Raw genomic sequence first — 22,846 nt, forward strand, 5'->3', positions numbered from 1 at the left:
ATCCTACGAGGGCGCGCCCGGCTCCCGCGGGTGTTCACGGATGCCGGCACGCTGGTGCACCCACACCGCCACGGCGACCACTGTCGCGCCCAGCAGCCAGCCGCCCACCACGTCCGACGGCCAGTGGACACCCAGCCAGACGCGGGTCAGCCCGACCCCGATCACGGAGACGACGGCCACGACCAGGGCGGTACGCCACACGGCACGGCTCACACCATGACGGTGCAGGAGCCACAGCAGGAGACCGCACACGACCGTGGCGGTCATGGCGTGGCCCGAGGGGTAGGCCGAGTAGTGGGCCGAGTCGACCGGGTCGGGCCAGACCGGACGGGGACGGTCCACGGCTGCCTTGAGGCCCTGCTGAAGCAGCGTGCCCAGCGTGACGGCCAGTGCCAGCCACACGGCCGTCCAGCGCGCCGCGAGCCGTACGACGAGCCAGACGACGACCGCCGCGCACAGCAGACGCATGGTCCACGGGTCCCACACCCAGTCCGTCAGGATGCGGAACGCCTGGGTGATGCCGGCCTCGTCGACCGCCCAGCGGTGGGTGGTGCCGGAGATGTCCTTGTCCGTGGTGATCAACGGGCTCCATCTGACCGCGACCAGGGTCAGCAGCAGAGCCGAGCACAGGGCCAGGACACCGGCGGAACCGGCGGCGGTGCGGTGCTCGGGACGGGGCGGGGAGTCCACGGACGAGGTGTGCATGATGCGATCCTCGCCGAACCGGGGGCTCCGGATCCAGTGCGGTGGTGATCTTCGGATCCCAAACCCCGGACTTCGGCCACATCGAAAGCCCCGCGCCCGTGTCCCGTGCGCCGGCTATCCCAGCGCCCGCAGCCCCGGTATGAACGCCAGCAACACCGGCACCACGGGCACCAGCGCGGCCGCCGCCGTCAGCCGCAGACGGTGTGCGGCGGTCAGCCGGTCCGGGGGAGTGAGCAAGCGGTGCACCCGCGCCGGGACATGGGCCTGCGGCGTCGGGCAGGGGCCGAACACACCACGGTGGTCGTTCAGTTCGACCAGGGCCAGGGCAGTGGTCAGCCGGCCGAAGCGGCGGGAGGCCGTGTCGTCGGCGGCGAGTTCGACCAGGCGGTGCATCTCGTCGCGGAAAGCGGCGAACACCGGCACCTGCGGAAAGCCGCCCGCCAGGGCGGAGGAACAGTTCAGCAGCCAGTCGTGCCGGGCCCGCGCGTGCCCCTGCTCATGGGCGAGCACGGCATCCAGCTGCCGTCCCTTCAGCCGGCGCAACGCGGCCGTGGTGACGACCAGTCGAGGCGGAGTGCCGGGCAGCCACCAGGCGTCGGGCCGCTCGCTCTCCAGGACGACGAGCCGACCGGACACGGCCACCTCGCCCGGCAGCAGCGGCGCCCGGACCAGCAGATCGGCGCGCCGGCTGCGGCGCCGGGCGCGCGCCCGGCCGACCTCGCGGACCAGCATCGCCGCGCTCCACAGACCCCCGCAGGCCAGCGCCACCGCCGTGGTCGCCGCCCAAGGGCCCGCCGTACCGAGGGCATAGGCCTCGACGGCCGCGCTCGGCGCCGTCGCGAAGACATGCCCGCCCACCGCGTGCCAGGCCGCCGCCGCGCTGAGCGTCATCGACAGCGCACAGCACACGAGCACGGCCGCCACCGCGCACTGCCACACCCACAGCGCCACCACCGGCTCCCGATCGGGCCAGTCCGCCCGGGCGAGCAGCCGGGGAGCCACCACGGCGGTCAGGGCGCCGAGCAGCAACAGTGCCGCGGGGAGCATCATGGGAGGCAGCCTATGAGCGCGGCGCCGCCCAGCGGTACGACTTGTGCCGCCGAAGTGACGCAGGCAACGGATCCGTACGGCGATCCGCACGGTGCCACGAGGCGTCCCGGCTCACAGCGTCAGCAGCATCGCCACCATCGCGATCCCCATGGACAGCCGGCAGGCCCGTGCCAGCTCCGGCCGGTCGCCCCACCCGGCGGACCCGCCGCTCGCGGCCCCGCTCCCGGCCACGGCGGGCACCGGCACCAGCCGGACGCCGGCCAGCAGCACGTATCCGGCGAAGTACAGCAGCAACGCCCCCGTCAGCAGCGGAACTCCCGACCCGCCCTGACCATGCGCGTGTGCGGGGGAGCCGGCCATGACGACGGACATGTAGACCATCGCAGCGGCTCCCGCCAAGTGATGCAGATGGTGTGCCCCGGCCCGCGCCGCCCACAGCGCGTGGACCGCGGCCGCGCCGAACACGAACGCGTACGCGAGCCAGGCCCACGAAGGCGGGGAGAACACCGCCGCCGGAACGGCCATCGCGGCCATCCCGAACCCCATCAGCGCCTCACCGCCGCTGCGCATCCGCACCAGGCAGTAGGCGCCGGTCACCGCGCAGAGCGCCACCAGCAGCCAGCCGGACGAAGCCGGTCCGTGCACCCGTACCTCCCCGCTCGACAGTCGGTCATTCGATGCCCGGGCCATGCGGCGCGCACGCGAGCGCAAGGGTGTACACGGGGAGCATTCGGCGGAGCACGCCAGGTGAGCGGCGCGGAACGAATCTGTTTTACGAGTAAAACACCTGCTAATCTTGTGGGAATGAGCAGCGCGAACCCCACCCCCGCCTCCCCACACGCCCGGCGACTCCCGCTGGCGGGTGTGCTGCGCGTCGGCCGGCCCTCCGAGATCTGGTTCAAGCCCGCGCTGAGCGTGGTCGCGGCGATCGCCCCGCCCAACCTCACCCTCCTGGCGCTCGGCCGGCTCGACCTGGCGATGTACACGATGGCCGGGTCCCTGTGCGCGCTGTACGCCCACAACCGCCCCTACGCCGCGCGGGCCGTGGCCCTGGTGTGGGTGGTGCTCGGCATGCTCGGCGGGCTCGCCGTCGCCCTGGTCGCCGCCTCGCTCACCGGCAGCGCCGTCGTGCTGGTCACGGTCGGTGCCCTGCTGGCCGCCGCGCAGAAGGTGCTGTGCGACGCCACCCGGGTCGGCCCGCCGGGCAATGTCGTCCTCACATTCGTCAGCTCCGCCTCGCTGTTCGCGCCGGGGACCCTCGACCGGGTCCCTGGCCATCTGGCGCTGGCCGCCGCGACGGGTGCCTGGGCCTGGCTGGTCTGCATGGCGCCCGCGCTGGTCCGTCCGCACGGCCCGGAACGCCGCGCCACCGCCGGTGCGCTGAAGGCCGCGGCTGCCTACGCCGAGACAGGCGGCACGGGCGAGGGCCATGCCCGGGCCCGTGCCGCCGGCTACGCCGCCGTCCAGGCCGCCTGGCAGTCACTGCTGTCCACCGGCGCGCCCTCCCGGACCCGGCGCGCTCTCGAACGGCTCGTCGTGCGGGCCGAGGTCGCCCTCGCGGCGCCGGGGGAGTCGGATGCCGGCCGGCTGCGTGCGTGGGCGCGCGCACTGCGCGGTACCGGGCCCGTCCCGCAGGCCGGTCTGCCCCGGGCTGCCGCCGATGAACTGCTCGGTGTGGACGCGGCCCGTTCCCTCTGGGCGCGGCTCGGCCCGCTGACCCCGCTCGCGGTGCGCACCGCGCTCGGCTGCGCACTCGCCGGCTACGCCTCCCTCGCCCTCGGAATCGGCCGCCCGTACTGGGCGCTGGTCACCGCCGCCTCGCTCTACCAGGCCAACATCGCCCTGACCTGGAGCCGGGCCGTCCAGCGGGTCGTCGGCAACGTCGTCGGCGTGCTCGTCTTCGCGGCCGTCGCACCGCTCGCGCACCTGGACCAGGCGGTCCTCGTGCTGTGCTGCCTCGCGTTCAGCTTCGGTGCCGAGATGCTGATCAGCCGCAACTACTGGCTCGGCAGTGTCTGCGTGACCCCGATGGCCCTGCTCATCACCGAGTTCGCCGGATTCCAGGAGCCCGGCGAGCTGATGACGGAGCGCGTCGTGGACACCGTCGTCGGTGCCCTGGTGGGCTTCGTCGCCGCCGTGGCCGTCACCAACCGGCGCGCTGGCGACCGTGTCGAGCGGGCCCTGGTTACCGCGGACCGGGCGCGCGAGCACGCCGCCCGTCTCCTGGCCGAGCCGGACCCCGGCACCGCCGCCTTGGATTCGGCCCGTCGCGGCCTCGCCGTCGCTCTGGCCGATCTGCGGGCCACCGCGGACGCCGCGGCCGGCGAATGGTGGCAGCGCGCGCTGCCCCAGGAGCGGGTCGTGCTCGCCGAGCAGTCCGGACACCGTACGCTCGCCGCTACGGCACGACGCCAGGGGCTGCTCCCGGAGCGGGGTACCACCGGCACTGAGACGGAGGACGCACGGCCATGACGGCGACGGAGGGACCATCGCCCACGGGGGACGACCCGGGACCCGGACCGCAGTCGGCGTCCGAGGCCCGACGGGCGGGCGACGACCTCGCCGAGGGGCGTGCGGCCGACCGGGCGCGGCCGGCCGGAGGGGACCTGGCCGCCGGGGCCCACGAGGCCGGGGAGCAGCCTGCCGACGATGTCCCCGTGGTCCGGGAGCAGCCTGCCGACGATGTCCCCGTGGTCCGGGAGCAGCCTGCCGGCCGGTGGGCGGCCGACGGGATCCGTACGGCCGGAGGGGAGTCGGCCCACGATGCCCACGAGGTCGGGGAGCAGTCTGCCGGCCGGTGGGCAGCCGACGGGGTCCATGCGGCCGGAGGGGAGTCGGCCGACGAGGCACCCGCGGTCGGGGAGCAGCCTGCCGACCGGCGGGCAGCCCGCGAGGCCCGTCCGGCCGGAGGGGATTCGATCGGCCAGGCCCCCTCGGCCGAAGGCGCCCCGGCCGGTGGCCGGCGGGGCGACACCGTGGCCGGTGTCGTGCGGCAGTGGCAGGCCGTGCACCCCGGGCTCGACACCGGGCCGATGGAGGTCATCGGCCGGATCAACCGCTGTGCCGCCCTCCTGCAGCAGGCCGAGGACGCGCCGCTGCGCCGGGCGGGTCTGAGCCGCCCGGAGTTCGATCTGCTGGGCGCGCTGCGCCGCACCGGGCACGAACTGACCCCTGGGGAGCTGGCCCGGGAGACCTTCTCCTCGGGCGCCGCCGTCACCAAACGCCTCAAGCAGCTGACCGAACGCGGCCTGGTGGAACGCCGGAGCGACAGCAGGGACCGCCGCGTCGCGCACCTCCGCCTCACCGACGCCGGACGCGAACTCGTCGACGGCGTCCTGCCCGCCCAGCTCGCGTACGAGACAGCGGTCCTGTCCGGCCTGGACGCCCCCGAACAGGGCGAACTCGCAGCCCTGCTCGGGGAGTTGCTCGGCCAATTGGAGGGCCGCCTGGGCGTGCTCCGGGCCTGAGCGGCCGGGCCGCGTCGCTGCCGGTCGGGAGTGGTTCGGCTGCCGATCCGAGCGGGCCCGGTCCGGCCTCGGCCTGGGCTGCGGATGCCGGGCCGGGGGGCCGGGCCGGCCGTCAGAGGATCTCGTGTGCCGTGCGGCGGTGCGTGGAGCGGCGGTCGTCGATGGCCCGCCAGCGGTCGCCGTAGATGTTGCGGGTGATGGCCGGTTCGCGGACGAAGTCGTGAGGGAAGCCGAGCGGTACCGCGCTCACCTCGTCGAGGCGGGCGAGGGCGTCCTCGTCCAGGCGGACGTCGACGCTGCCCAGGTTGTCGGCGAGCTGGCTCTCCTTGGTCGCCGCGATGATCGGGACCACGTTGCCCGGCCGGGCCAGCAGCCAGGCCAGCGCCACCTGGGCCGGACTCCAGCTGCCCTGCTCGGCGACCTCCAGGACGGCGCTGATCACCGCCTCCTCGCGCGGGTCGATGTCACCGCCCGTCGTGTCCAGCCGCCCCGCCTCACCCCTGCGGTACTTGCCGGTCAGTTTCCCGGCCGCCAGCGGCGCCCACGCCAGCACCGCCTGGTCGAACGCCCGGGCCTGGGGCAGCAGTTCACGCTCGGGGGTGCGTTCCAGCAGGCTGTAGCGCAACTGCGATCCGGCGAACGCCGTCCAGCCCCGCAGCTCCGCCAGCGTGTTGGCCTGGGCGATCTCCCAGGCGGGCCAGTCCGAGACCCCGACGTACAGCACCTTGCCCGCGCGGACCAGGTCGTCCAGCGCCCGCATGACCTCCTCGACCGGTGTGAAGTTGTCCCGCGCGTGCACCCACAGCACGTCGAGCCGGTCGGTGCGCAGCCGCTCCAGGCTCGCCTCCACCGACTGGACCAGGTTCTTGCGGTGGTTGCCCGCGGCGTTGACATCGCCGTCGCGGATCCCGCAGGTGTACTTGCTGGCCAGCACGAACCCGTCGCGCCGGTCCTCCAGCAGCTCCCCGAGGATGCGTTCCGAGCTGCCGTCGGTGTAGTTGTTGGCGGTGTCGATGAAGTTGCCGCCCGCCTCCGCGTACGCGTCGACGATCCGGGCGCTGGTCTCCTTGCCGGCGCCCCAGCCCCAGTCGTCGCCGATGGTCATGGCGCCGAGGCACAGCTCGCTCACGCGCAGGCCGGTCTTGCCGAACAGTGTGTAATGCACGGTCTCTTCCCCTCCGGGCAGCAGGTCGTACGCACGACGCTAGGAGCTGGAGCGCACTTCAGCACAAGCCACGCCCCCGGGCTCACCCACCGTCGCCCCAGCCGTCCTCGCCTGCCCGGTACACGCCGAACATCGCCCCCTGCGGATCCCGCAGCACCGCGATGCGCGGTCCGTCGGGCACGGAGGTGGGCACCATCAGGACGGTGCCGTGCCGCTGGACGACAGCGGTCGCGGCGTCCACGTCCGCCACCGCGAAGTACGGCAGCCAGTGCGCCGGCACCTCCGGCGGGAACTTGTCGTCCATGGACACCATCCCGCCGAAGTCCGCACCGCCGACGCCCCAGCGCCGGTACCGCGCCGAGGCGTTGACGCTCCAGCCGAACACCCGTGTGTAGAAGGCGACGGCCTGCCCGGGTTCCCGCGTGAACAGTTCCACCCAGCCCAGCGAACCGGGCGCGTTGAACAGCCCGGCGCCCGGGAAGGTCCCGGCCTGCCACAGCTGGAAGACGGCACCGCCCGGGTCGGCGGCCACCACGAGACGGCCCACGTCGAACACGTCCATCGGGCCGAACAGCACCGCCCCGCCCGCCCCCGTCACCGCACGCGCCGTGGCGTCCGCGTCGGTCACCGCGAACGACACGTTCCACGCGACCGGCTGCGATGGCTGGTACAGCGGGGTGAGCGCGGCGACGGCCGCTTCCCCGAGGTGCGCGACGGTGTAGCCGCCCGCCTGCTGGCGCGGATCGGTCTCCGGACGCCAGCCGAACAGCCGCGTGTAGAACCGCTGCGCCGCCTGGAGATCACTGGTCCCCAGCTCGGCCCAGCAGGGCCCGCCGGTCACCGGTGCGTCGAGCTTCATGGCGTTCCTTCCGCGAGCGGCGAGGCAGCTCCCTCCAGCACGCTAAGCCGCGCCCGGGGCTCCCTGCCATCCGGGAAAACCCACTGGTGTGCTCCACCGGCCCCGGCGTACCCTCACCCCGTACCGCACCGCGTGGCGGCCTCCAGCTCCTTCACCTGCCCGGAGGTTCCCCATGCCCGCACTCGAGGTGCGCCCCTTCCGCCGAGCCGACCGCGACCAGCTCACCGAGCTGGTCAACATGCACGTGGCGGCGGTCGTCCCCGGCGTCTCCGTCTCCGTGAACACCGTTCTCGGCGAGCTGGAGCGGCAGCCCGGCGAGTTCATCACCGACCCGTGGGTGGCCGAGCGGACGACGCTCGTCGCCGAGCAGCGCGGCTGCGTCGTCGCCGCGGCCCATCTGCTCCGCTACCGCGCGGACGCCGAGGTCGGCGAGACCTATCGGGACGTCGCGGAGATCAATTGGTTCGTCCACCGCCCGACGGCGTCGCACTGGCCGGACGCCGACCGGGCCGCCGACCTGCTGATGCGGGCCTGCCTGGCACAGCTGGCCCGCTGGAATGTCCGCGTCCGGTACGCCGACGGAGCACTGCCCGCCCCGCTCGTCCACGGCCTGCCCCGCAACTGGCCGCACATCCGGGCCGTCTACGAGCGCGCGGGATTCCAGCACGTCGGCGACACCGAGGTCATCCTGATCGCCCGGGTCGCCGAACTGCCGGCGCACGAACCCCGGCCGGGCGTCACGGTCGAACGGACGCTGGGGGAGTGCGGCACCCGGTTCACGGCCTTCGCCGACGCGCGCCCCCTCGGCTTCGTCGAGGTGGACACGGCCCTGGCCCGCCCCGAACGGCACGCCCGCGCCGCGGGCCTGGCCGACATCGGCAACCTCCATGTCGACCCCGCGCGGCACGGCACCGGCCTGGAGCACTGGCTGCTGGGCCAGGCCGCCGACTGGCTCCGCCTGTGCGGCGTCGACCGGCTCGTCGCCTACGAAACGGCCGCCGACAGCGCCAGGCTCGACCTCCTGGCGGGCGCGGGCTTTTGCGAACTCACCCGTACCGACCGGGGCTGGGAGCACCGCCCCGGGTGACCTCAGATGCCGGGCCTGTACCGCATCGGGTGGTCCGCCGGGACCTCGACGAGCACGATCGGCGTACCGTCCGGGTCCGCGATCCACATCTCGACCAGTCCCCACGGCTCCTTCACCGGCGGCCGCACGATCTCGACGCCCTTCGCCCGCAGCTCCTCGGCGGCCGCGGCCACGTCGTCGACCTGGAGCCAGAGCCGTACGGCGGGCGACGGGGGAGTCTCGGACCGGCCCGCGACCTCGAGGAAGCCACCGCCCGTGAAGTAGACCGTGCCGCGCTCGGGACCCGTGCCGAACTCCCGGTAGACGGCAAGGCCCAGCTGTTCGCCGTAGAAGGCACGGGACCGCTCGGGGTCGGACGGGCGGAGCAGGATCCGGCTGCTGAGTACATGCACCATGCACGAGAGCCTAGTGTCGGCGCTACTCTCGTCCATGCCCCAGCCACGCCCGGAAAGGGAGACGTACGCCCATGGACACCGCCGACACCGCCGCCACCGGACTGACCTTCCGCGATGCCACCGACGCCGACGTGGACGAGCTGGTCGCGCTGATCGAGTCGGCGTACCGGGGCGACGACAGCCGGGCCGGGTGGACCACCGAGGCGGACATTCTCGAGGGGCAGCGGACCGACCCGGAGGGCGTGCTGGCCGTCATCAAGTCGGCCGACAGCCGGTTGCTGACCGTGGAGCGGGACGGCGGGATCGTCGCGTGCTGCCAGCTCGAGCACCGCGGCGACCACGCCTACTTCGGGATGTTCGCCGTTAGCCCCCGGCTCCAGGGCGAGGGCCTCGGCAAGGTGATCATCGCGGAGGCGGAGAGCCTGGCCCGCGCGGCATGGGGCGTGACGGAGATGCACATGACCGTGATATCCGTACGCGACGACCTCATCGCCTGGTACGAGCGGCGCGGCTACCGCCGTACGGGACGGATGACCCCCTTCCCGTACGGCGACGAGCGCTTCGGCATCCCCCAGCGCGACGACCTGAGGTTCGAGCTGCTGGTCAAGGAGCTCGGCCAGTCGGCCTAGGCCGTGAAACGGCCCGTGCGCTTGATGTCCGGGTGGTCGGTGGTCGCGCCGTCCAGGCCGAACGCCCGGACGAGCCGCAGATGGTCCTGCGTGTTCACCACCCAGCCGATGATCCGCAGGTCCGCCTTGCGCGCACGCTCGACGACCTCCAGGGTGAGCCGCCGGATGTTCAGGCAGACGGTCTCGGCGCCGACCACGACGGCGCGGTCCACGATGTCGGTGCCGTAGCGGCTGGCGATCAACGCGGTACGCACACCCGGTACCAGTGGCTTGATCTCGGCGATCGCCTCGTCGTGGAACGAGGACACCTCCACCCGGCCGGCCAGCCCGCGCTGGTTCATCACCTCGGCCAGCGCCCGCGCCGCCTGCGCGTCCTTGATCTCCGCCTGGAGCGGTGACTGGACGGCCTCCAGGACCTCCTCGAACACCGGCACCCGCTCGCCCCGGCCCGCGTCCAGGGCGCGCAGCTCGGCGAGTGTCTTCTCGGCGATGGGCCCGCTGCCGTCGGTCGTGCGGTCCACGTCCGTGTCGTGCATGACGACGAGCGCGCCGTCCTTGCTCAGATGCAGGTCGAGTTCGATGGCGTCGAGGCCGGCCTCCTGGGCGGCGACGAAGGACCGGAGGGTGTTCTCGGGTTCCACACCCATGATTCCGCGGTGACCGATGGTGAGGAAGTTCAAGACGCGACTCTCTTCCGTCGACAGGCGGCACTGGGGGCCTTACGGCCCACCTGGACCGTATCGCCTGTACCCGCCCTCTGCAGAGGGCGAGGGCATGGTCGGCGCACATAGGGGCAGAAGCATGACCGGCAGGAAAAAGTGCGGTGACCCACAGGGTGAGGCAGGATAATTTTCGGAGACTGCCCTTGCTGGGAGGAACCTCGTGTGTATACGGTCGAGGTACGCGAGATTCTCCCGTGGAAGGTGGGACATGACGGAAATTCTTGTGCAGGTGGGTTCGGAGGACCTGGTTCCTCCCGTGGCCAGGGTGGTGGAGCACCCGGCATGGCCCGTGCTCAAGGATGCCGTGGAGCGGATCCGGCCATGGCAGTCCAAGGACGGGTCGATCGACTTCGACGCCGAGGGCGCGCCGGACCCCGCCGACGCCGAGCTGGCCGTCCGCAGGGCCGCCGACGCGGTACTCGAGCTCTCCCCGCTGCTCCCGCACGACGCCGCCTATCACGAGGCCCTGGTCAAGGACCTGCGCCGGTGGGCCGACGGCGGCTTCCAGGTGCCCGACTTCCTCGACTCCCTACTGGCCTTCCAGCCCGCCGCGAGCCGCGCGGACGGCCTCCAGCACCTGGTCGTCTTCCCGATGTACACGCAGAACGGCAACCCGGACCGCAACCTCGAAGCGGTCGTGCTGCGCATGGTCTGGCCGGACTGGCTGTCCGAACTGGAGCGCACGCGCTACGACAACCCGCTGTTCTGCGGCATCAAGTTCGAGGACTTCACGGCCGGCTACGACACCAACTCCGCCGTCCTGTTCCCCGAGACCATCGCCGTGCGCGAGGCACCCGAGCGGTTCAGCTGGGGCGGCATCTTCTGCGACCGCGAGGCCGCCCGCTTCCGCCGGGTGACCGACGCCGCGGTCGACATCCTGGGCCTCGAGCTGCCCGAGGACGTCGCCGCGATGGTCCACGACCAGAAGCGCTGCGAGGAGGCGTTCGTCCTGTGGGACATGGTCCACGACCGCACCCACAGCCACGGCGACCTGCCCTTCGACCCGTTCATGATCAAGCAGCGGCAGCCGTTCTGGATGTACGGCCTGGAGGAGCTGCGCTGTGACCTCACCGCCTTCAAGGAGGCCGTGAAACTCTCGGGCGAGGGCGTCCCGCAGGCCCGTGACGTGCAGGTCGCGGTGCTCTTCGACCGTATGTTCCGCTTCCCGGTCACCGGCGAGCGCGTGCGCAACTACGACGGCCTCGGCGGCCAGCTCCTCTTCGCCTACCTGCACAAGCACGACGTCGTCCGCTGGACCGACAACAAGCTGACCATCGACTGGGAGCGCGCCCCGCAGGTCACCAACGAGCTGTGCGCCGAGATCGAGCAGCTGTACCGCGACGGCATCGACCGCCCCAAGCTCGTCCACTGGTTCGCCGGATACGAGCTGGTCTCCACGTACGTCTCCCCGCACCCGGGCTCGAAGTGGGCCAAGGGCCCCGAGGCCCTGGATGTGACGCAGCCGCCCCGGAAACTCGTCGATGACGTGCTTCCGGACGAGTTTCCGCTGAGCATGTTCTATGAGGCACTGTCCAAGAAGCTGAAGAACGTGATCGCCTCGACCAAGGGCATCACGGCGGACGGCGCCGAGCGGATCGCCGCGTGAGCGGCGGAATCCTCCGCGGAACCGAGAACACTGCTCAGGAGGCGAAGAAGATGGCGGGGAACGGAGCTCTCAGCGGTGCGGTGATCGCGGTGGCCGGCGCGGGTGGGCCCGCGGGCCGCGCGGCGCTGCTGCGACTGGCCGAGGCGGGGGCGACCGTCGCCGCCGCCGACAACGATCCCGAGCGGCTCGCGGAGGCCGTGGACGCGGCCCGCTACGCGTCGGGCGGCGCGGCCGTCACCGGCGAACCGGTCGACCTGCTGGACCTCCAGTCGACCCGTGACTGGGCCGCTCACATCGAGAAGGAGTTCGGCCGCGTCGACGGCCTGGTCCACCTCGTGGGCGGCTGGCGCGGCAGCGAGACCTTCATCAAGACGAGTCTCGACGACTGGGACTTCCTGGAGCTACTGCTCATCCGCACCGTGCAGCACACGTCGCTGGCCTTCTTCGAGGCCCTGCAGCGCAGCGAGCGCGGACGGTATCTGCTGATCAGCGCGGCCGGTGCCACCAAACCGACCGCGGGCAACGCCTCGTACGCCGCGGCCAAGGCCGCCGCCGAGGCCTGGACGCTGGCGCTGGCCGACGCCTTCCGCAAGGCGGGGGGCGCCGAGGGCCCGACGTCCGCCGCTGCCATCCTGGTGGTGAAGGCGCTGGTGCACGACGCGATGCGCGCCGAGCGACCCAACGCGAAGTTCGCGGGCTTCACCGACGTCAAGGACCTGGCCGAGGCCGTCGTGGGTGTCTGGGACAAGCCCGCCGCCGAAGTGAACGGAAACCGTCTGTGGCTCACCGAGAAGCCGTGAACCCGCCGAAGACCGACGCGCGCCGTCATCACGACCCGGAAGTCCGTGGTTTCGCCAGCGACAACTACGCCGGCGCCCACCCGGAGGTGCTCGCCGCACTGGCCCTGGCCAACGGCGGGCACCAGGTCTCGTACGGCGAGGACGCGTACACCGAGAACCTGCAGAGCGTCGTCCGCAGCCACTTCGGCGCCACGGCCGAGGCGTTCCCCGTCTTCAACGGCACCGGCGCGAACGTCGTCGCCCTCCAGGCGGTCACCGACCGCTGGGGCGCGGTGATCTGCGCCGAGAGCGCGCACATCAACGTCGACGAGTGCGGGGCCCCGGAACGGGTCGGCGGCTTGAAGCTGCTCACCGTTGCGACGCCCGACGGCAAGCTCACCCCCGAGCTGATCGACCGGCAGGCGTACGGCTGGGACGACGAGCACCGCGCGATGCCGCAGGTCGTCTCCCTCGCCCAGACCACCGAACTGGGCACGGCCTATACGCCGGACGAGATACGCGCCATCTGCGAGCACGCCCACGCGCACGGCATGAAGGTGCATCTGGACGGCTCCCGGCTGGCCAACGCCGCCGCCACCCTGAACGTCCCGATGCGGGCGTTCACCGACGCCGCCGGCGTCGACCTCCTCTCTCTGGGCGGCACCAAGAACGGCGCCCTGTTCGGCGAGGCCGTCGTGGTCCTGAACCAGGACGCAGTCCGCCATATGAAGCACCTGCGCAAGCTGTCCATGCAGCTCGCCTCCAAGATGCGCTTCGTGTCGGTGCAGCTGGAGGCCCTGTTCGCCCGGGACCTGTGGCTGCGCAACGCCCGCCACTCCAACGAGATGGCCCAGCGCCTCGCCGAGGGCGTACGCGCCGTGCACGGGGTGGAGATCCTCTACCCCGTGCAGTCCAACGCGGTGTTCGCCCGTCTGCCGCACGAGGTGACCGAGCGTCTGCAGAAGCGGTTCCGTTTCTACTTCTGGGACGAGGCCGCGGGTGACGTCCGCTGGATGTGCGCCTTCGACACGACCGAGGAGGACGTGGACACGTTCGTGGCGGCGCTCAAGGAGGAGATGGCCCGCTGACCCGTGCGGTTCACCGGTTGACGACGATCTCCGTCCTGTTGTTGCGCAGGTTCGGGTCGAACTCCCTGATGCTCAGTTCGGGATCGTCGTTGACGGTGACGACCGTGGCGCGTGCGCCGCGCACCACACGGTCGATCCGCAAGGGGATCTCGAAGGTGTACGACGCCTTGTCGTGCAGGTAGATCGGCGTCCGGCAGAAGTAGGTCGTGACGGAATCCTCCTCCGGCTCTTCCGGCTGCGTCCAGCACTCCGCCTCCGGCGGGAGCACGACCGTGGTGCCCTCCGGCGCCCGGAACCTCACCGTGGCCACCGACGCGCCCGCGCCCAGCGACGCCACCCAGGCCGGGCCCCGGTTGTGCACGGTGACACGGGCGGTCACGGTGTCACCTGCGCCACCGCTCACCCTGCTGCCGGTGAGCTTCAGGTCGGCGGTGTTCCGGGCGTCGAGGATGACGGTCCGGTAGTTGTCCTGAGGGTCGATGTCGGGATCCGCCGCCGTGGCCCCGGCGGCGGTCACCGGACGCGGGTCGAGCTCGGCCGCCGTGCCCCGGGTCCAGGTCCACTCGCCGCGCATCTCCGCGAGTGCCTCGTCCGAGTAGGGGTGGACGGAGTGGTCGAACCGCTCGTACATCGCCTTGCGCCCGACGCCCAGTCCGGTCTTCAGCGCGTACTGCTGCCCGGGCGCCACCGATTCGTCCAGCACGCACAGGGCGGACGTGCCGGTTTCGTGTTCCCGGTACTCGCAGTTCGCGTGCCGCTCCTTGAAGCGCAGCCCGTACGAGGCGTTGAGCCAGAGCAGGGTGCGCTCCGCGGTGCGGTTGCCGCTGTTGGACAGCGTCGCCCGCACGCTCGTCTCCGAGCCCGGCCTGAGGTCTCGCTGCCAGTCGTCCTGGCTGAGCCCGAGGTCCGGCCCGTTGCCCACGCCCACCCGGGTCTCGCCCGGGTGGGACGTCGCCTCTCCGGCGGCGGCCGAGTAGCGCACGTACCCCGAGGCGCTGACGTCCGCGCCCGGCAGCGCGCGCAATTCGAACGTGGCGGCCTGCACGGTGTCCGTCCCAGCGGGCATCCCCGGGACGGCGCAGACCGCCCGCACATCCGACTCGGGCACGCAGTTCGCGGGCCACGACACCCGCGCGAACGAGGCGATCTCGCTCACGTCGACCGTCAGCTGCCCGGCCGGCAGGCTGTCGTCGGCGACGTCGCGGCTGACCTGCACGGCCAGGGTGCGCGCCCGTGCGTCGCCGTTCGCGTCCGCGCCGGGCAGCACCGTCTCGTACGGTGCGCTGATCCACAGCTGGTTCTCCATGGCGTACGCGGGCACGGCCCCGGCTCCGGCCGCCGCCAGGGCGCAGGAGACGAGTGCGGCGGCCAGTAAGCGGTATGGGTGTTTCATGTCTTCCCCCTAGTCACGGATCTGCGGAGGCCGAGACCGGTGGCGCGGGGGAAGGGTTGTGGTCGGGCAGGTGGTTGCGGCGGTGTTCAGCCGTTCTTCTCATGGATGCATAGGTATACGGCTCATCGAAAATACATTGACCGAGGAGTGGTGCCGTTCCTATGCTCTGTCCGTATGCAGCTGATCCAGGAAACCCCAGACCTGTCTGCCTACTTGGCCGCTGACGAAGTGATCGACCACCATCATCCGCTCGTTCGCGCCACGGCGGCCGAGCTGGCCAAGGGTGTGGGGGACTCGTATGAGTATGCGCAGGCGGCGTTCGAATTCGTGCGCGACACCATCCCGCACTCGCAGGACTCGGGCGACCTCCGCGTCACCTGGCGCGCCTCCGACGTCCTGGAGCAGGGCACCGGGATCTGCTACGCCAAGGCCCACGCGCTCGCGGCGCTGCTGCGGGCCGAGGGCATCCCGACCGCGTTGTGCTATCAGCAGTTGGAGGTGGTGCACGGTCTGGTCGCCGTGCGGTTCAACGGCGCGTGGCACCGGCAGGACCCCCGGGGCAACAAGCCGGGTGTGGACGCGCGGTTCTCCCTCGACGCCGAGCGGCTCGCCTTCACGCCCGATCCGGCGTCCGGCGAAACGGACTGCCCGGTCCTCTATGCCGCGCCTCATCCGGCCGTGCTCGACGTCCTCACTTCGGCCCGTGACCGGCCCCACCTGTGGGAGACACTCCCCACCGTGCTGTGAGGCACCCGGTCAGTGCGCCTCCGCCGCCCGCACCTGCTCCGGAGTCGGTGCCGTGCCGCCGAGGTGGGCAGGCATCCACCAGGTGTCCTCCGGGCCCTTCGGACGCACGGGGTAGGCGCGCTGGGCGGCCTCGAGGAGCTCCTGGACGCGCTCGCGCAGCTGACGCGTGATCGCACCCGCGTACTTGTCGCGGGAGGCCTCGATCGCCTCGCCGACCCGGATCGTGATGGGGATGTGGCTGCGCTTGAAGTTGCGGGGGTGGCCCTTCGTCCACAGCCGCTGAGTCCCCCACACCGCCATCGGGATCAGGGGGACGCCGGCCTCCTGCGCCATGCGCGCGGCGCCCGACTTGAAGCTCTTCAGCGTGAACGACTGCGAGATGGTGGCCTCGGGGAAGACCCCGACGATCTCGCCCGACCGCAGCGAGTCCAGGGCGTGTGCGTAGGCCGTCTCGCCCTGCTTGCGGTCCACCGGGATGTGCTTCATTCCGCGCATCAGCGGGCCCGAGACCCGGTGCCGGAAGACGGACTCCTTCGCCATGAAACGTACGAGACGTTTCTGCGGGAGGGCCGCCAGGCCGTCGAAGACGAAGTCCAGGTAGCTGATGTGATTGCTCACCAGCACGGCGCCGCCCGAGCGCGGGATGTTCTCCGAACCCTGGAGGTCGATCTTGAGGTCCCACACCTTGAACAGCGTGCGGGCGAAACCGACGACGGGACGGTAGACGAGCTCTGCCATGGGCGGGCCGGACCCTTCCTGCTCTGCCTGGGAAGGGATTCCCAGCGGAAGTTACGCAGCCGTAGGTTTACGGCTTGTCGCAGATCGTGCCCGAAGAACGGCCGGGTAGCCAGTCCTCGTGCCCGCCGGGGAGGAGATTCTCGTCACGTCGCCGCGTGATCCCACCTCGTGCTTTTACGCCCGTATTACTCCGCGCGTACCGCCACTCGCCGTACGAGCAGGTACAACTCGCAGCCCAGGCAGTACCCGAACGCGGCGTTGAGGAAGGCCGCCGCGAGCGCCGCGCCGGTCGCCGCGAGTCCCAGCCAGTCGGGTCCCAGGGTGTAGCCGACGAGCCCGAGCCCGGCGAAGAGCAGCCCCACCGCCTGGGCGAAACGCGGCGGTTCGGGCGCCTCGAACTCGGTCGGCGGCCCGAGCCGCGGCCGTACGGCCTTCCGGAACAGCCAGCCGTAGGGGGACCGGCTCACCCCGCCCGCCGCGCCGAGCAGGAACGCCAGCGTCTGCCAGGCCAGCAGCCAGGCGCTTCCCGTGACCAGAACGACCGCCAGGACGACGGTCGTCACGGCCGCGCCGAAACGCGGCCCTCTTGCGTCGATGTCCATGGGAACCAAGCATTCCGCAACACGGCGCCGTTGAGGGCGCGGGAATCTTTGCGGTCTCGTGAACGCTAGAAGCAGATGATGACCGGACTGGTGGTGTGTGTACTGGTGCTCGCGGCGGCGAGCGCCTACGGAGTGCTGCAACGGCGGCGGAGCGGGAGAGTGCGAGTGCGCGGGCGGGACGACGGCAAGCGGCTCGATGCGTCGGAGCTGGGCGCGGAACTCGGCGAGCGGGCCACGCTCGTGCAGTTCTCCAGCGCGTTCTGCGCGCCCTGCCGGGCGACCCGGCGGGTCCTCGGAGAGGTCGCCGGTGTGGTCCCTGGAGTGACCCACGTCGAGATCGACGCCGAGGCCCATCTGGACCTCGTACGGCGGCTGGACATCCTCAAGACCCCGACCGTGCTGGTCCTCGACGCCGACGGCCGGGTGGTGCGGCGGGCCACCGGGCAGCCGCGCAAGGCCGATGTGATCGCCGCGCTGGGGGAGGCGGTGTGAGGTGCGGGCGCGGCCGGAGGGTGCGCCAGTGAGCCATCTCCCACATCACGGAACGAACTTGACTGCGCACACCATTTATCGTCAGCCTGACCCCATGCCTTCGGACCTTCTCGCCACGCCCGACCTTCTGCGCTCGGTCTTCCGGCGGCACGCGGCGGGAGTCGCCGTGATCACCGCTCGTGGCGACACCGGTCCGGTGGGCTTCACCGCCACCTCCCTCGCCTCCGTCTCCGCCGAACCGCCCCTGCTGTCCTTCGGTGTCGGCACCGGCTCCTCCAGCTGGCCCGCGATCGCGGCGACCGATCATGTCGGCGTCCACATCCTGGGAGAGCACCAGCAGGAGCTGGCCGCCACCTTCGCCCGCAACGGAGCCGACCGCTTCTCCCCGCCCACCGTCTGGCGGGAGGGGCCCGAGGGCGTCCCCCTGCTCGACGGCGTGCTCGCCTGGCTGGTGGCCCGGGTCGTCGCCCGCGTGCCCGCCGGAGACCACCGGCTCGTGCTCGCCGAGGTCCTGCACGGGGACCCCACGGGCACCGGCCGTCCGCTCCTCTATCACCAGGGGCGTTTCCTGAGACTGCCCGACTGAGGGGCGTGCCCCCGGGCTGCGGGACCGTCGAGTTCCGGTTACGCTGCGTTGCGAAGGTCACAGTTCAAAGCGCTTGCTTAGCGGGAATGAACTAGGTGTACTGACGAGTAATATTTCGCTCGGAGCGTGGGTCGCCCCGACCGGAATCGGCCGCTTGAGGCACCTATGCTGCCTGCAAGTAGGCAGCCGAGAAATGACGATGCAGTAGGAGAGCCGGCGTGAGCTTGAGGATCGTTGTCACTGTGAAGTACGTGCCCGACGCCACTGGCGACCGGCACTTCGCCGATGACCTGACCGTCGACCGGGACGACGTGGACGGTCTGCTCTCCGAGCTCGACGAGTACGCGGTCGAGCAGGCGCTGCAGATCTCCGAGAACTCCGACGACGACGTGGAGATCACCGTGCTGACGGTGGGCCCCGAGGACGCCAAGGACGCGCTGCGCAAGGCGCTGTCCATGGGCGCCGACAAGGCGATCCACGTCGAGGACGACGACATCCACGGCACCGACGCCATCGGCACCTCCCTGGTCCTGGCCAAGGCCGTCGAGAAGGCCGGCTACGACCTGGTCATCTCCGGTATGGCCTCCACCGACGGCACCATGGGCGTCGTCCCCGCGCTGCTGGCCGAGCGTCTGGGCGTCCCGCAGGTCACCCTGCTGTCCGAGGTGTCGGTCGAGGACGGCACGGTCAAGGGCCGCCGCGACGGCGACGCCGCCACGGAGAGCCTGGAAGCCTCCCTGCCGGCGGTCGTGTCGGTGACCGACCAGTCGGGCGAGGCGCGTTACCCCTCCTTCAAGGGCATCATGGCGGCCAAGAAGAAGCCGGTGGAGTCCTGGGACCTGTCCGACCTGGACCTGGAGGCCGAGGAGGTCGGCCTGGAGGGTGCCTACACCACGGTCGACAACGCGGCCGAGCGCCCGGCCCGCACCGCGGGCACGATCGTCAAGGACGAGGGCGAGGGCGGCAAGCAGCTCGCTGAGTTCCTCGCGGGCCAGAAGTTCATCTAGGGCCTGTTCTGAGTTTCCCCGCCTGCGCCCCGACGCCCGGCACGCGCCCTCGCCGCACGCCGCCCCTGGACAGGTGGCTCCGCCACATGACCAGGGACGGCGCACAACGAGGCCACGCACCGAACGCCGCTGCGCCCGTGCTTCGCACGGACGACGGGGAAGCTCAGAACAGACCCGCCCGGCATTCGCTGACCGCCCCTCATCTTTCGCAAGCAGGAGAGAAGAAGTCCCATGGCTGAAGTTCTCGTCTACGTCGACCACGTGGACGGCGCCGTCCGCAAGCCCACCCTGGAGCTGCTGACCCTGGCCCGCCGCATCGGCGAGCCGGTCGCCGTCGCGCTGGGCAACGGCGCCGCCGACACCGCCGCCACCCTCGCCGAGCACGGCGCGGTGAAGGTCCTCACCCACGAGGCCGTCGAGTACGCCGACTACCTGGTCGTACCGAAGGTCGACGCCCTCCAGGCCGCGCACGAGGCCGTGTCCCCGGCCGCCGTGCTGGTGCCGTCCTCCGCCGAGGGCAAGGAGATCGCCGCCCGTCTGGCGCTGCGTCTGGGCTCGGGCATCATCACCGACGCCGTCGACCTGGAGGCCGGCGACGAGGGCCCGGTGGCCACCCAGTCGGTGTTCGCCGCGTCCTTCACCACCAAGTCCCGTGTCTCCAAGGGCACCCCGGTCATCACGGTCAAGCCCAACAGCGCCGCCGTCGAGGCCGCCCCGGCCGCCGGTGCGGTCGAGGCGCTGTCCGTGACCTTCTCCGCGCAGGCCACCGGTACCAAGGTCACCGGCCGCACCCCGCGTGAGTCGACGGGCCGTCCGGACCTGACCGAGGCCGCGATCGTGGTCTCCGGTGGCCGTGGCGTCAACGGCGCGGAGAACTTCGCGATCATCGAGGCCCTCGCCGACTCCCTCGGTGCCGCTGTCGGTGCCTCGCGTGCCGCGGTGGACGCGGGCTGGTACCCGCACACCAACCAGGTCGGCCAGACCGGCAAGTCCGTGTCGCCGCAGCTGTACATCGCCTCCGGCATCTCCGGCGCGATCCAGCACCGCGCCGGCATGCAGACCTCGAAGACCATCGTCGCGATCAACAAGGACGCCGAGGCCCCGATCTTCGACCTCGTCGACTACGGCATCGTCGGCGACCTCTTCGACGTCGTCCCCGCCCTCACCGAGGAGATCAAGACCCGCAAGGGCTGATCGACCCCGGCTGTGGAAGGCCCCCGTGACCGCGCGAACGGTCATGGGGGCCTCTTCTCATCCCAGGGTCATCGAGGCCTGCACCGGCAGGTGGTCGCTCGGGTACGTCCCGTCCACGGAGAAGGTGTTCATCCCGGCCCAGTGCGTGGTCACCCCGGGCGTGGTGAGGATCCAGTCGATGCGCCGCCCGCCGGGCCTGAGCTCCCGGTAGCCGTGGTGCGTCCCGTACGCCGGACCCCGCGAGGCCGCCGCGTCCCAGGCGTCCACCAGTCCGATGTCCAGCATGAGGTCGTACACCCGGTTGTCGTGAGCGGCCGCGTTGAAGTCGCCGGTGACGACGACCGGTAACGACCGGTCCCACCCGGCGATCGTCTCGCCGATGAGCCCCGCCGAGCGTTCCCGGGCGTACTGGCTGACGCTGTCCAGATGGGTGTTGAGGACGTAGAACTCCCGTCCCCCGTCGGCGAGATCGGCGAAACGGACCCAGGTCACCATGCGCAGCCAGTCCGCGTCCCAGGTGTTCGAGGCGATCGTGTACGGAGTGTCGGACAGCCAGAAGTGATCGAACTCGATCGGGTCGAGTCTGCGCGTGTCGTAGAAGATCGCCATGAACTCGTCCTTGCTGCCGCCCCCGCGTCCGGTGCCGATCCAGTCGTAGTGCTCGCCGAGATCCTTCTCGATCGCGCGCACTTGCCGGTAGAGCCCTTCCTGGGTGCCGATGATGTGCGGTCGCTCGCGGCGCAGCAGTTCTCGCATCACCGGTCGGCGTACCTCCCAGCGCGGTGTCCTGTCGACGACGGTCCCGAAGCGGACGTTGAACGTCATGACGTCCAGGGCGCCCGGGTGCTCGCCGGCGGAAGCGGGATGTGTGGGGCCCGCGGTGGTGAGCAGCGGTCCCGCGATGGCGGCGGCCGCCGCTGCCTTGAGCCCGTGGCGGCGCGTCACTCGGACCTCGTTCGGCACGTGGTCTCCCTCCCCTTGCACGTCAGGATGAAGCTTGCCCTCTGAATACGGAAGATGAGGGCGGGTCGGCAGTGATCAAGGGTGAAGGATGGGGAATCCCACCTCGAGACGGTGTTGACCAGGGCGAAGGTCGGCCGATAACTTCACTCTACGGACTATTGATTCCGTACAGCGGAAAATAGGAGGGTCTCGGAATGGGTCAGGGCCAGCAGGAGAAGGTGGCGACCAGCCTCGCGGGCGCCATCAGCGAGGAGATCAGCGCCTCCCTCGCGCCGGTCGACGCGGAGCTGGAGCGCCGCTACCCCGGGGACCCCGGCACCCGCCAGCCCGTCCACACCGTCTACGTACCCGGCGACGTCTTCGCCGCCGACACCGTCCGCTCCTGGGGCGACCGGGCCCTCGCGGCCCTCGACGAGCACGCCCCGGACGCCGCTTCCTTCGCCGCCGTCCTCGGCCTCGCCGAGGAACTCGCCGAGCCCGTCCACGCGCGCGTGCGCGCCAAGCTGGAGCGCGAGCCGATCGAGGACCTGCGCGTCGACTTCGAGGACGGCTACGGCAACCGCCCCGACGCCGAGGAGGACGAGGCCGCCGCCCGCGCCGCCCGGCTGATCGCGGAGGCGTATGCGGACGGTACCGCGGCGCCGTACATGGGCATCCGGATGAAGTGCATGGAGGCGCCCGTACGCGACCGGGGCATCCGCACCCTCGACATCTTCCTCACCGGCCTGATGGAGGCCGGCGGCCTGCCCGGCGGGCTGGTGCTCACCCTGCCCAAGGTGACGTACGCCGAGCAGGTCACCGCCATGGCGCGACTGCTGGACGCCTTCGAGAAGACCCACGGCCTGGAGCCAGGCCGGATCGGCTTCGAGATCCAGATCGAGACCAGCCAGTCCATCCTCGCCGCCGACGGCACCGCCACCGTCGCCCGTATGATCCAGGCCGCCGAGGGCCGCGCCACCGGCCTGCACTACGGCACCTTCGACTACAGCGCCTGCCTCGGCGTCTCCGCCGCCCACCAGGCCGGCGACCACCCCGCCGCCGACCACGCCAAGGCCGTCATGCAGGTCGCGGCGGCCGGCACCGGCGTCCGCGTCTCGGACGGCTCCACCAATGTGCTGCCCGTCGGCCCCACCGAGAAGGTGCACGCCGCCTGGCGCCTGCACTACGGCCTCACCCGGCGCGCCCTGGCCCGCGCCTACTACCAGGGCTGGGACATGCACCCCGGCCACATCCCGACCCGGTACGCGGCCGTCTTCGCCTTCTACCGCGAGGGCTACGAGCAGGCCGCCGCCCGTCTCGCCCGCTACGCCAACCGCACCGGCGGCGACGTCATGGACGAGCCCGCCACCGCCAAGGCCCTCAGCGGCTACCTGCTGCGCGGCCTGGACTGCGGCGCCCTCGACATCGGCGAGGTCGCCCGGCTGACCGGCCTGACCCGTGCCGACCTGGAGAGCTTCGCGACGCCCAGGCGGGCGGACCTGACGGCCTCTGCCTGACGGCCTGCCTCCCGCGGTCGTGGAGGCACGTACCGGCCCTGTCACAGCCGTCACCGCCGGCTGTCGTCGTCATCGC

24 protein-coding genes are annotated in these 22,846 nt (G+C 71.6%); 13 read left to right on the top strand and 11 right to left on the bottom strand.

Annotated elements, in window-relative coordinates; genetic code table 11:
• Window positions 1–3 precede the first annotated feature (3 nt).
• The 3 genes from ACWIF2_RS23510 to ACWIF2_RS23520 all read right to left on the bottom strand — a co-directional run bounded on the left by ACWIF2_RS23510 (window position 4) and on the right by ACWIF2_RS23520 (window position 2,400).
• A complete protein-coding gene (locus tag ACWIF2_RS23510; protein WP_454362600.1) occupies window positions 4–705 on the bottom strand; it encodes a phosphatase PAP2 family protein in 702 nt (233 codons plus the stop codon).
• A 114-nt stretch (window positions 706–819) separates the two neighbouring features.
• Entirely contained in the window at window positions 820–1,755 is a 936-nt protein-coding gene (locus ACWIF2_RS23515) for a M56 family metallopeptidase (RefSeq protein WP_454362601.1), read from the bottom strand.
• Between the two features lie 111 nt (window positions 1,756–1,866).
• Window positions 1,867–2,400: a DUF5134 domain-containing protein gene (locus ACWIF2_RS23520; RefSeq protein ID WP_454362602.1), complete on the bottom strand. Its 534-nt coding sequence runs from the start codon at window positions 2,398–2,400 to the stop codon at window positions 1,867–1,869.
• Window positions 2,401–2,559: 159 nt separating this feature from the next.
• On the opposite strand from ACWIF2_RS23520, the gene ACWIF2_RS23525 reads away from it, so the two are divergent.
• Together ACWIF2_RS23525 and ACWIF2_RS23530 are read left to right on the top strand one after the other, a co-directional pair.
• Window positions 2,560–4,227 (top strand): FUSC family protein, encoded by a 1,668-nt coding sequence (locus ACWIF2_RS23525; RefSeq protein WP_454362603.1) that lies wholly within the window; start codon window positions 2,560–2,562, stop codon window positions 4,225–4,227.
• Window positions 4,228–4,673: 446 nt separating this feature from the next.
• Window positions 4,674–5,222 (top strand): MarR family winged helix-turn-helix transcriptional regulator, encoded by a 549-nt coding sequence (locus ACWIF2_RS23530; RefSeq protein WP_454362629.1) that lies wholly within the window; start codon window positions 4,674–4,676, stop codon window positions 5,220–5,222.
• Window positions 5,223–5,334: 112 nt separating this feature from the next.
• Here ACWIF2_RS23530 and ACWIF2_RS23535 read toward each other — a convergent pair whose 3' ends face one another.
• Window positions 5,335–6,387: an aldo/keto reductase gene (locus ACWIF2_RS23535; RefSeq protein WP_454362604.1), complete on the bottom strand. Its 1,053-nt coding sequence runs from the start codon at window positions 6,385–6,387 to the stop codon at window positions 5,335–5,337.
• A gap of 82 nt (window positions 6,388–6,469) precedes the next feature.
• On the bottom strand, window positions 6,470–7,246 hold the full coding sequence (locus ACWIF2_RS23540; protein WP_454362605.1) for a VOC family protein: 777 nt from the start codon (window positions 7,244–7,246) through the stop codon (window positions 6,470–6,472).
• 172 nt (window positions 7,247–7,418) lie between these two features.
• Here ACWIF2_RS23540 and ACWIF2_RS23545 point away from each other — a divergent pair, with 172 nt between their 5' ends.
• Window positions 7,419–8,333 (top strand): N-acetyltransferase family protein, encoded by a 915-nt coding sequence (locus tag ACWIF2_RS23545; protein ID WP_454362606.1) that lies wholly within the window; start codon window positions 7,419–7,421, stop codon window positions 8,331–8,333.
• 2 nt (window positions 8,334–8,335) lie between these two features.
• On the opposite strand, the gene ACWIF2_RS23550 is transcribed toward ACWIF2_RS23545, so the two are convergent.
• Complete coding sequence (locus tag ACWIF2_RS23550) at window positions 8,336–8,728, bottom strand: VOC family protein (protein WP_454362607.1); 393 nt, start codon at window positions 8,726–8,728, stop codon at window positions 8,336–8,338.
• A gap of 71 nt (window positions 8,729–8,799) precedes the next feature.
• Here ACWIF2_RS23550 and ACWIF2_RS23555 point away from each other — a divergent pair, with 71 nt between their 5' ends.
• Entirely contained in the window at window positions 8,800–9,357 is a 558-nt protein-coding gene (locus ACWIF2_RS23555) for a GNAT family N-acetyltransferase (RefSeq protein WP_454362608.1), read from the top strand.
• Here the strand turns inward: ACWIF2_RS23555 and ACWIF2_RS23560 are convergent.
• The gene (locus ACWIF2_RS23560; protein ID WP_454362609.1) at window positions 9,354–10,037 is read right to left on the bottom strand and encodes a glycerophosphodiester phosphodiesterase; all 684 of its coding nucleotides are present in this window, start codon (window positions 10,035–10,037) and stop codon (window positions 9,354–9,356) included. The genes ACWIF2_RS23555 and ACWIF2_RS23560 overlap by 4 nt on opposite strands.
• A 250-nt stretch (window positions 10,038–10,287) precedes the next feature.
• Here ACWIF2_RS23560 and ACWIF2_RS23565 point away from each other — a divergent pair, with 250 nt between their 5' ends.
• The 3 genes from ACWIF2_RS23565 to ACWIF2_RS23575 are packed head-to-tail and all read left to right on the top strand — an operon-like array spanning window position 10,288 to window position 13,552.
• The gene (locus ACWIF2_RS23565; RefSeq protein WP_454362610.1) at window positions 10,288–11,685 is read left to right on the top strand and encodes a DUF6421 family protein; all 1,398 of its coding nucleotides are present in this window, start codon (window positions 10,288–10,290) and stop codon (window positions 11,683–11,685) included.
• Between the two features lie 50 nt (window positions 11,686–11,735).
• Entirely contained in the window at window positions 11,736–12,485 is a 750-nt protein-coding gene (locus ACWIF2_RS23570; RefSeq protein ID WP_454362611.1) for an SDR family NAD(P)-dependent oxidoreductase, read from the top strand.
• Complete coding sequence (locus ACWIF2_RS23575; protein WP_454362612.1) at window positions 12,482–13,552, top strand: threonine aldolase family protein; 1,071 nt, start codon at window positions 12,482–12,484, stop codon at window positions 13,550–13,552. Before ACWIF2_RS23570 ends, ACWIF2_RS23575 begins: the two co-directional genes overlap by 4 nt.
• A gap of 10 nt (window positions 13,553–13,562) precedes the next feature.
• Here ACWIF2_RS23575 and ACWIF2_RS23580 read toward each other — a convergent pair whose 3' ends face one another.
• Window positions 13,563–14,945: a hypothetical protein gene (locus tag ACWIF2_RS23580; protein ID WP_454362613.1), complete on the bottom strand. Its 1,383-nt coding sequence runs from the start codon at window positions 14,943–14,945 to the stop codon at window positions 13,563–13,565.
• Window positions 14,946–15,119: 174 nt separating this feature from the next.
• Here ACWIF2_RS23580 and ACWIF2_RS23585 point away from each other — a divergent pair, with 174 nt between their 5' ends.
• Window positions 15,120–15,692, top strand: a complete 573-nt coding sequence (locus ACWIF2_RS23585; protein ID WP_454362614.1) for a transglutaminase domain-containing protein — start codon at window positions 15,120–15,122, stop codon at window positions 15,690–15,692.
• A gap of 9 nt (window positions 15,693–15,701) precedes the next feature.
• Here ACWIF2_RS23585 and ACWIF2_RS23590 read toward each other — a convergent pair whose 3' ends face one another.
• Window positions 15,702–16,430 carry a lysophospholipid acyltransferase family protein gene (locus ACWIF2_RS23590; RefSeq protein ID WP_391105485.1) on the bottom strand — a complete coding sequence of 243 codons (729 nt, stop codon included), beginning with the start codon at window positions 16,428–16,430 and terminating at the stop codon, window positions 15,702–15,704.
• A 185-nt stretch (window positions 16,431–16,615) separates the two neighbouring features.
• Window positions 16,616–17,032, bottom strand: coding sequence for a DUF4395 domain-containing protein (locus ACWIF2_RS23595; RefSeq protein ID WP_454362615.1), 417 nt, complete (start codon window positions 17,030–17,032; stop codon window positions 16,616–16,618).
• 78 nt (window positions 17,033–17,110) lie between these two features.
• On the opposite strand from ACWIF2_RS23595, the gene ACWIF2_RS23600 reads away from it, so the two are divergent.
• From ACWIF2_RS23600 to ACWIF2_RS23615, 4 genes are all read left to right on the top strand, one after another.
• A complete protein-coding gene (locus ACWIF2_RS23600) occupies window positions 17,111–17,524 on the top strand; it encodes a thioredoxin family protein (RefSeq protein ID WP_454362630.1) in 414 nt (137 codons plus the stop codon).
• Between the two features lie 94 nt (window positions 17,525–17,618).
• Window positions 17,619–18,110: a flavin reductase family protein gene (locus tag ACWIF2_RS23605; RefSeq protein WP_454362616.1), complete on the top strand. Its 492-nt coding sequence runs from the start codon at window positions 17,619–17,621 to the stop codon at window positions 18,108–18,110.
• Window positions 18,111–18,328: 218 nt separating this feature from the next.
• Window positions 18,329–19,117 carry an electron transfer flavoprotein subunit beta/FixA family protein gene (locus tag ACWIF2_RS23610; RefSeq protein WP_184595137.1) on the top strand — a complete coding sequence of 263 codons (789 nt, stop codon included), beginning with the start codon at window positions 18,329–18,331 and terminating at the stop codon, window positions 19,115–19,117.
• Between the two features lie 231 nt (window positions 19,118–19,348).
• A complete protein-coding gene (locus ACWIF2_RS23615) occupies window positions 19,349–20,311 on the top strand; it encodes an electron transfer flavoprotein subunit alpha/FixB family protein (protein ID WP_454362617.1) in 963 nt (320 codons plus the stop codon).
• 57 nt (window positions 20,312–20,368) lie between these two features.
• Here ACWIF2_RS23615 and ACWIF2_RS23620 read toward each other — a convergent pair whose 3' ends face one another.
• Window positions 20,369–21,274, bottom strand: coding sequence for an endonuclease/exonuclease/phosphatase family protein (locus tag ACWIF2_RS23620; protein ID WP_454362618.1), 906 nt, complete (start codon window positions 21,272–21,274; stop codon window positions 20,369–20,371).
• A gap of 194 nt (window positions 21,275–21,468) precedes the next feature.
• Between ACWIF2_RS23620 and ACWIF2_RS23625 the strand changes: the two genes are divergently transcribed.
• On the top strand, window positions 21,469–22,770 hold the full coding sequence (locus tag ACWIF2_RS23625; protein ID WP_454362619.1) for a DUF6986 family protein: 1,302 nt from the start codon (window positions 21,469–21,471) through the stop codon (window positions 22,768–22,770).
• Window positions 22,771–22,846: the final 76 nt, after the last annotated feature.

It is taken from the genome of Streptomyces sp. NPDC055506 (genome assembly GCF_053643595.1).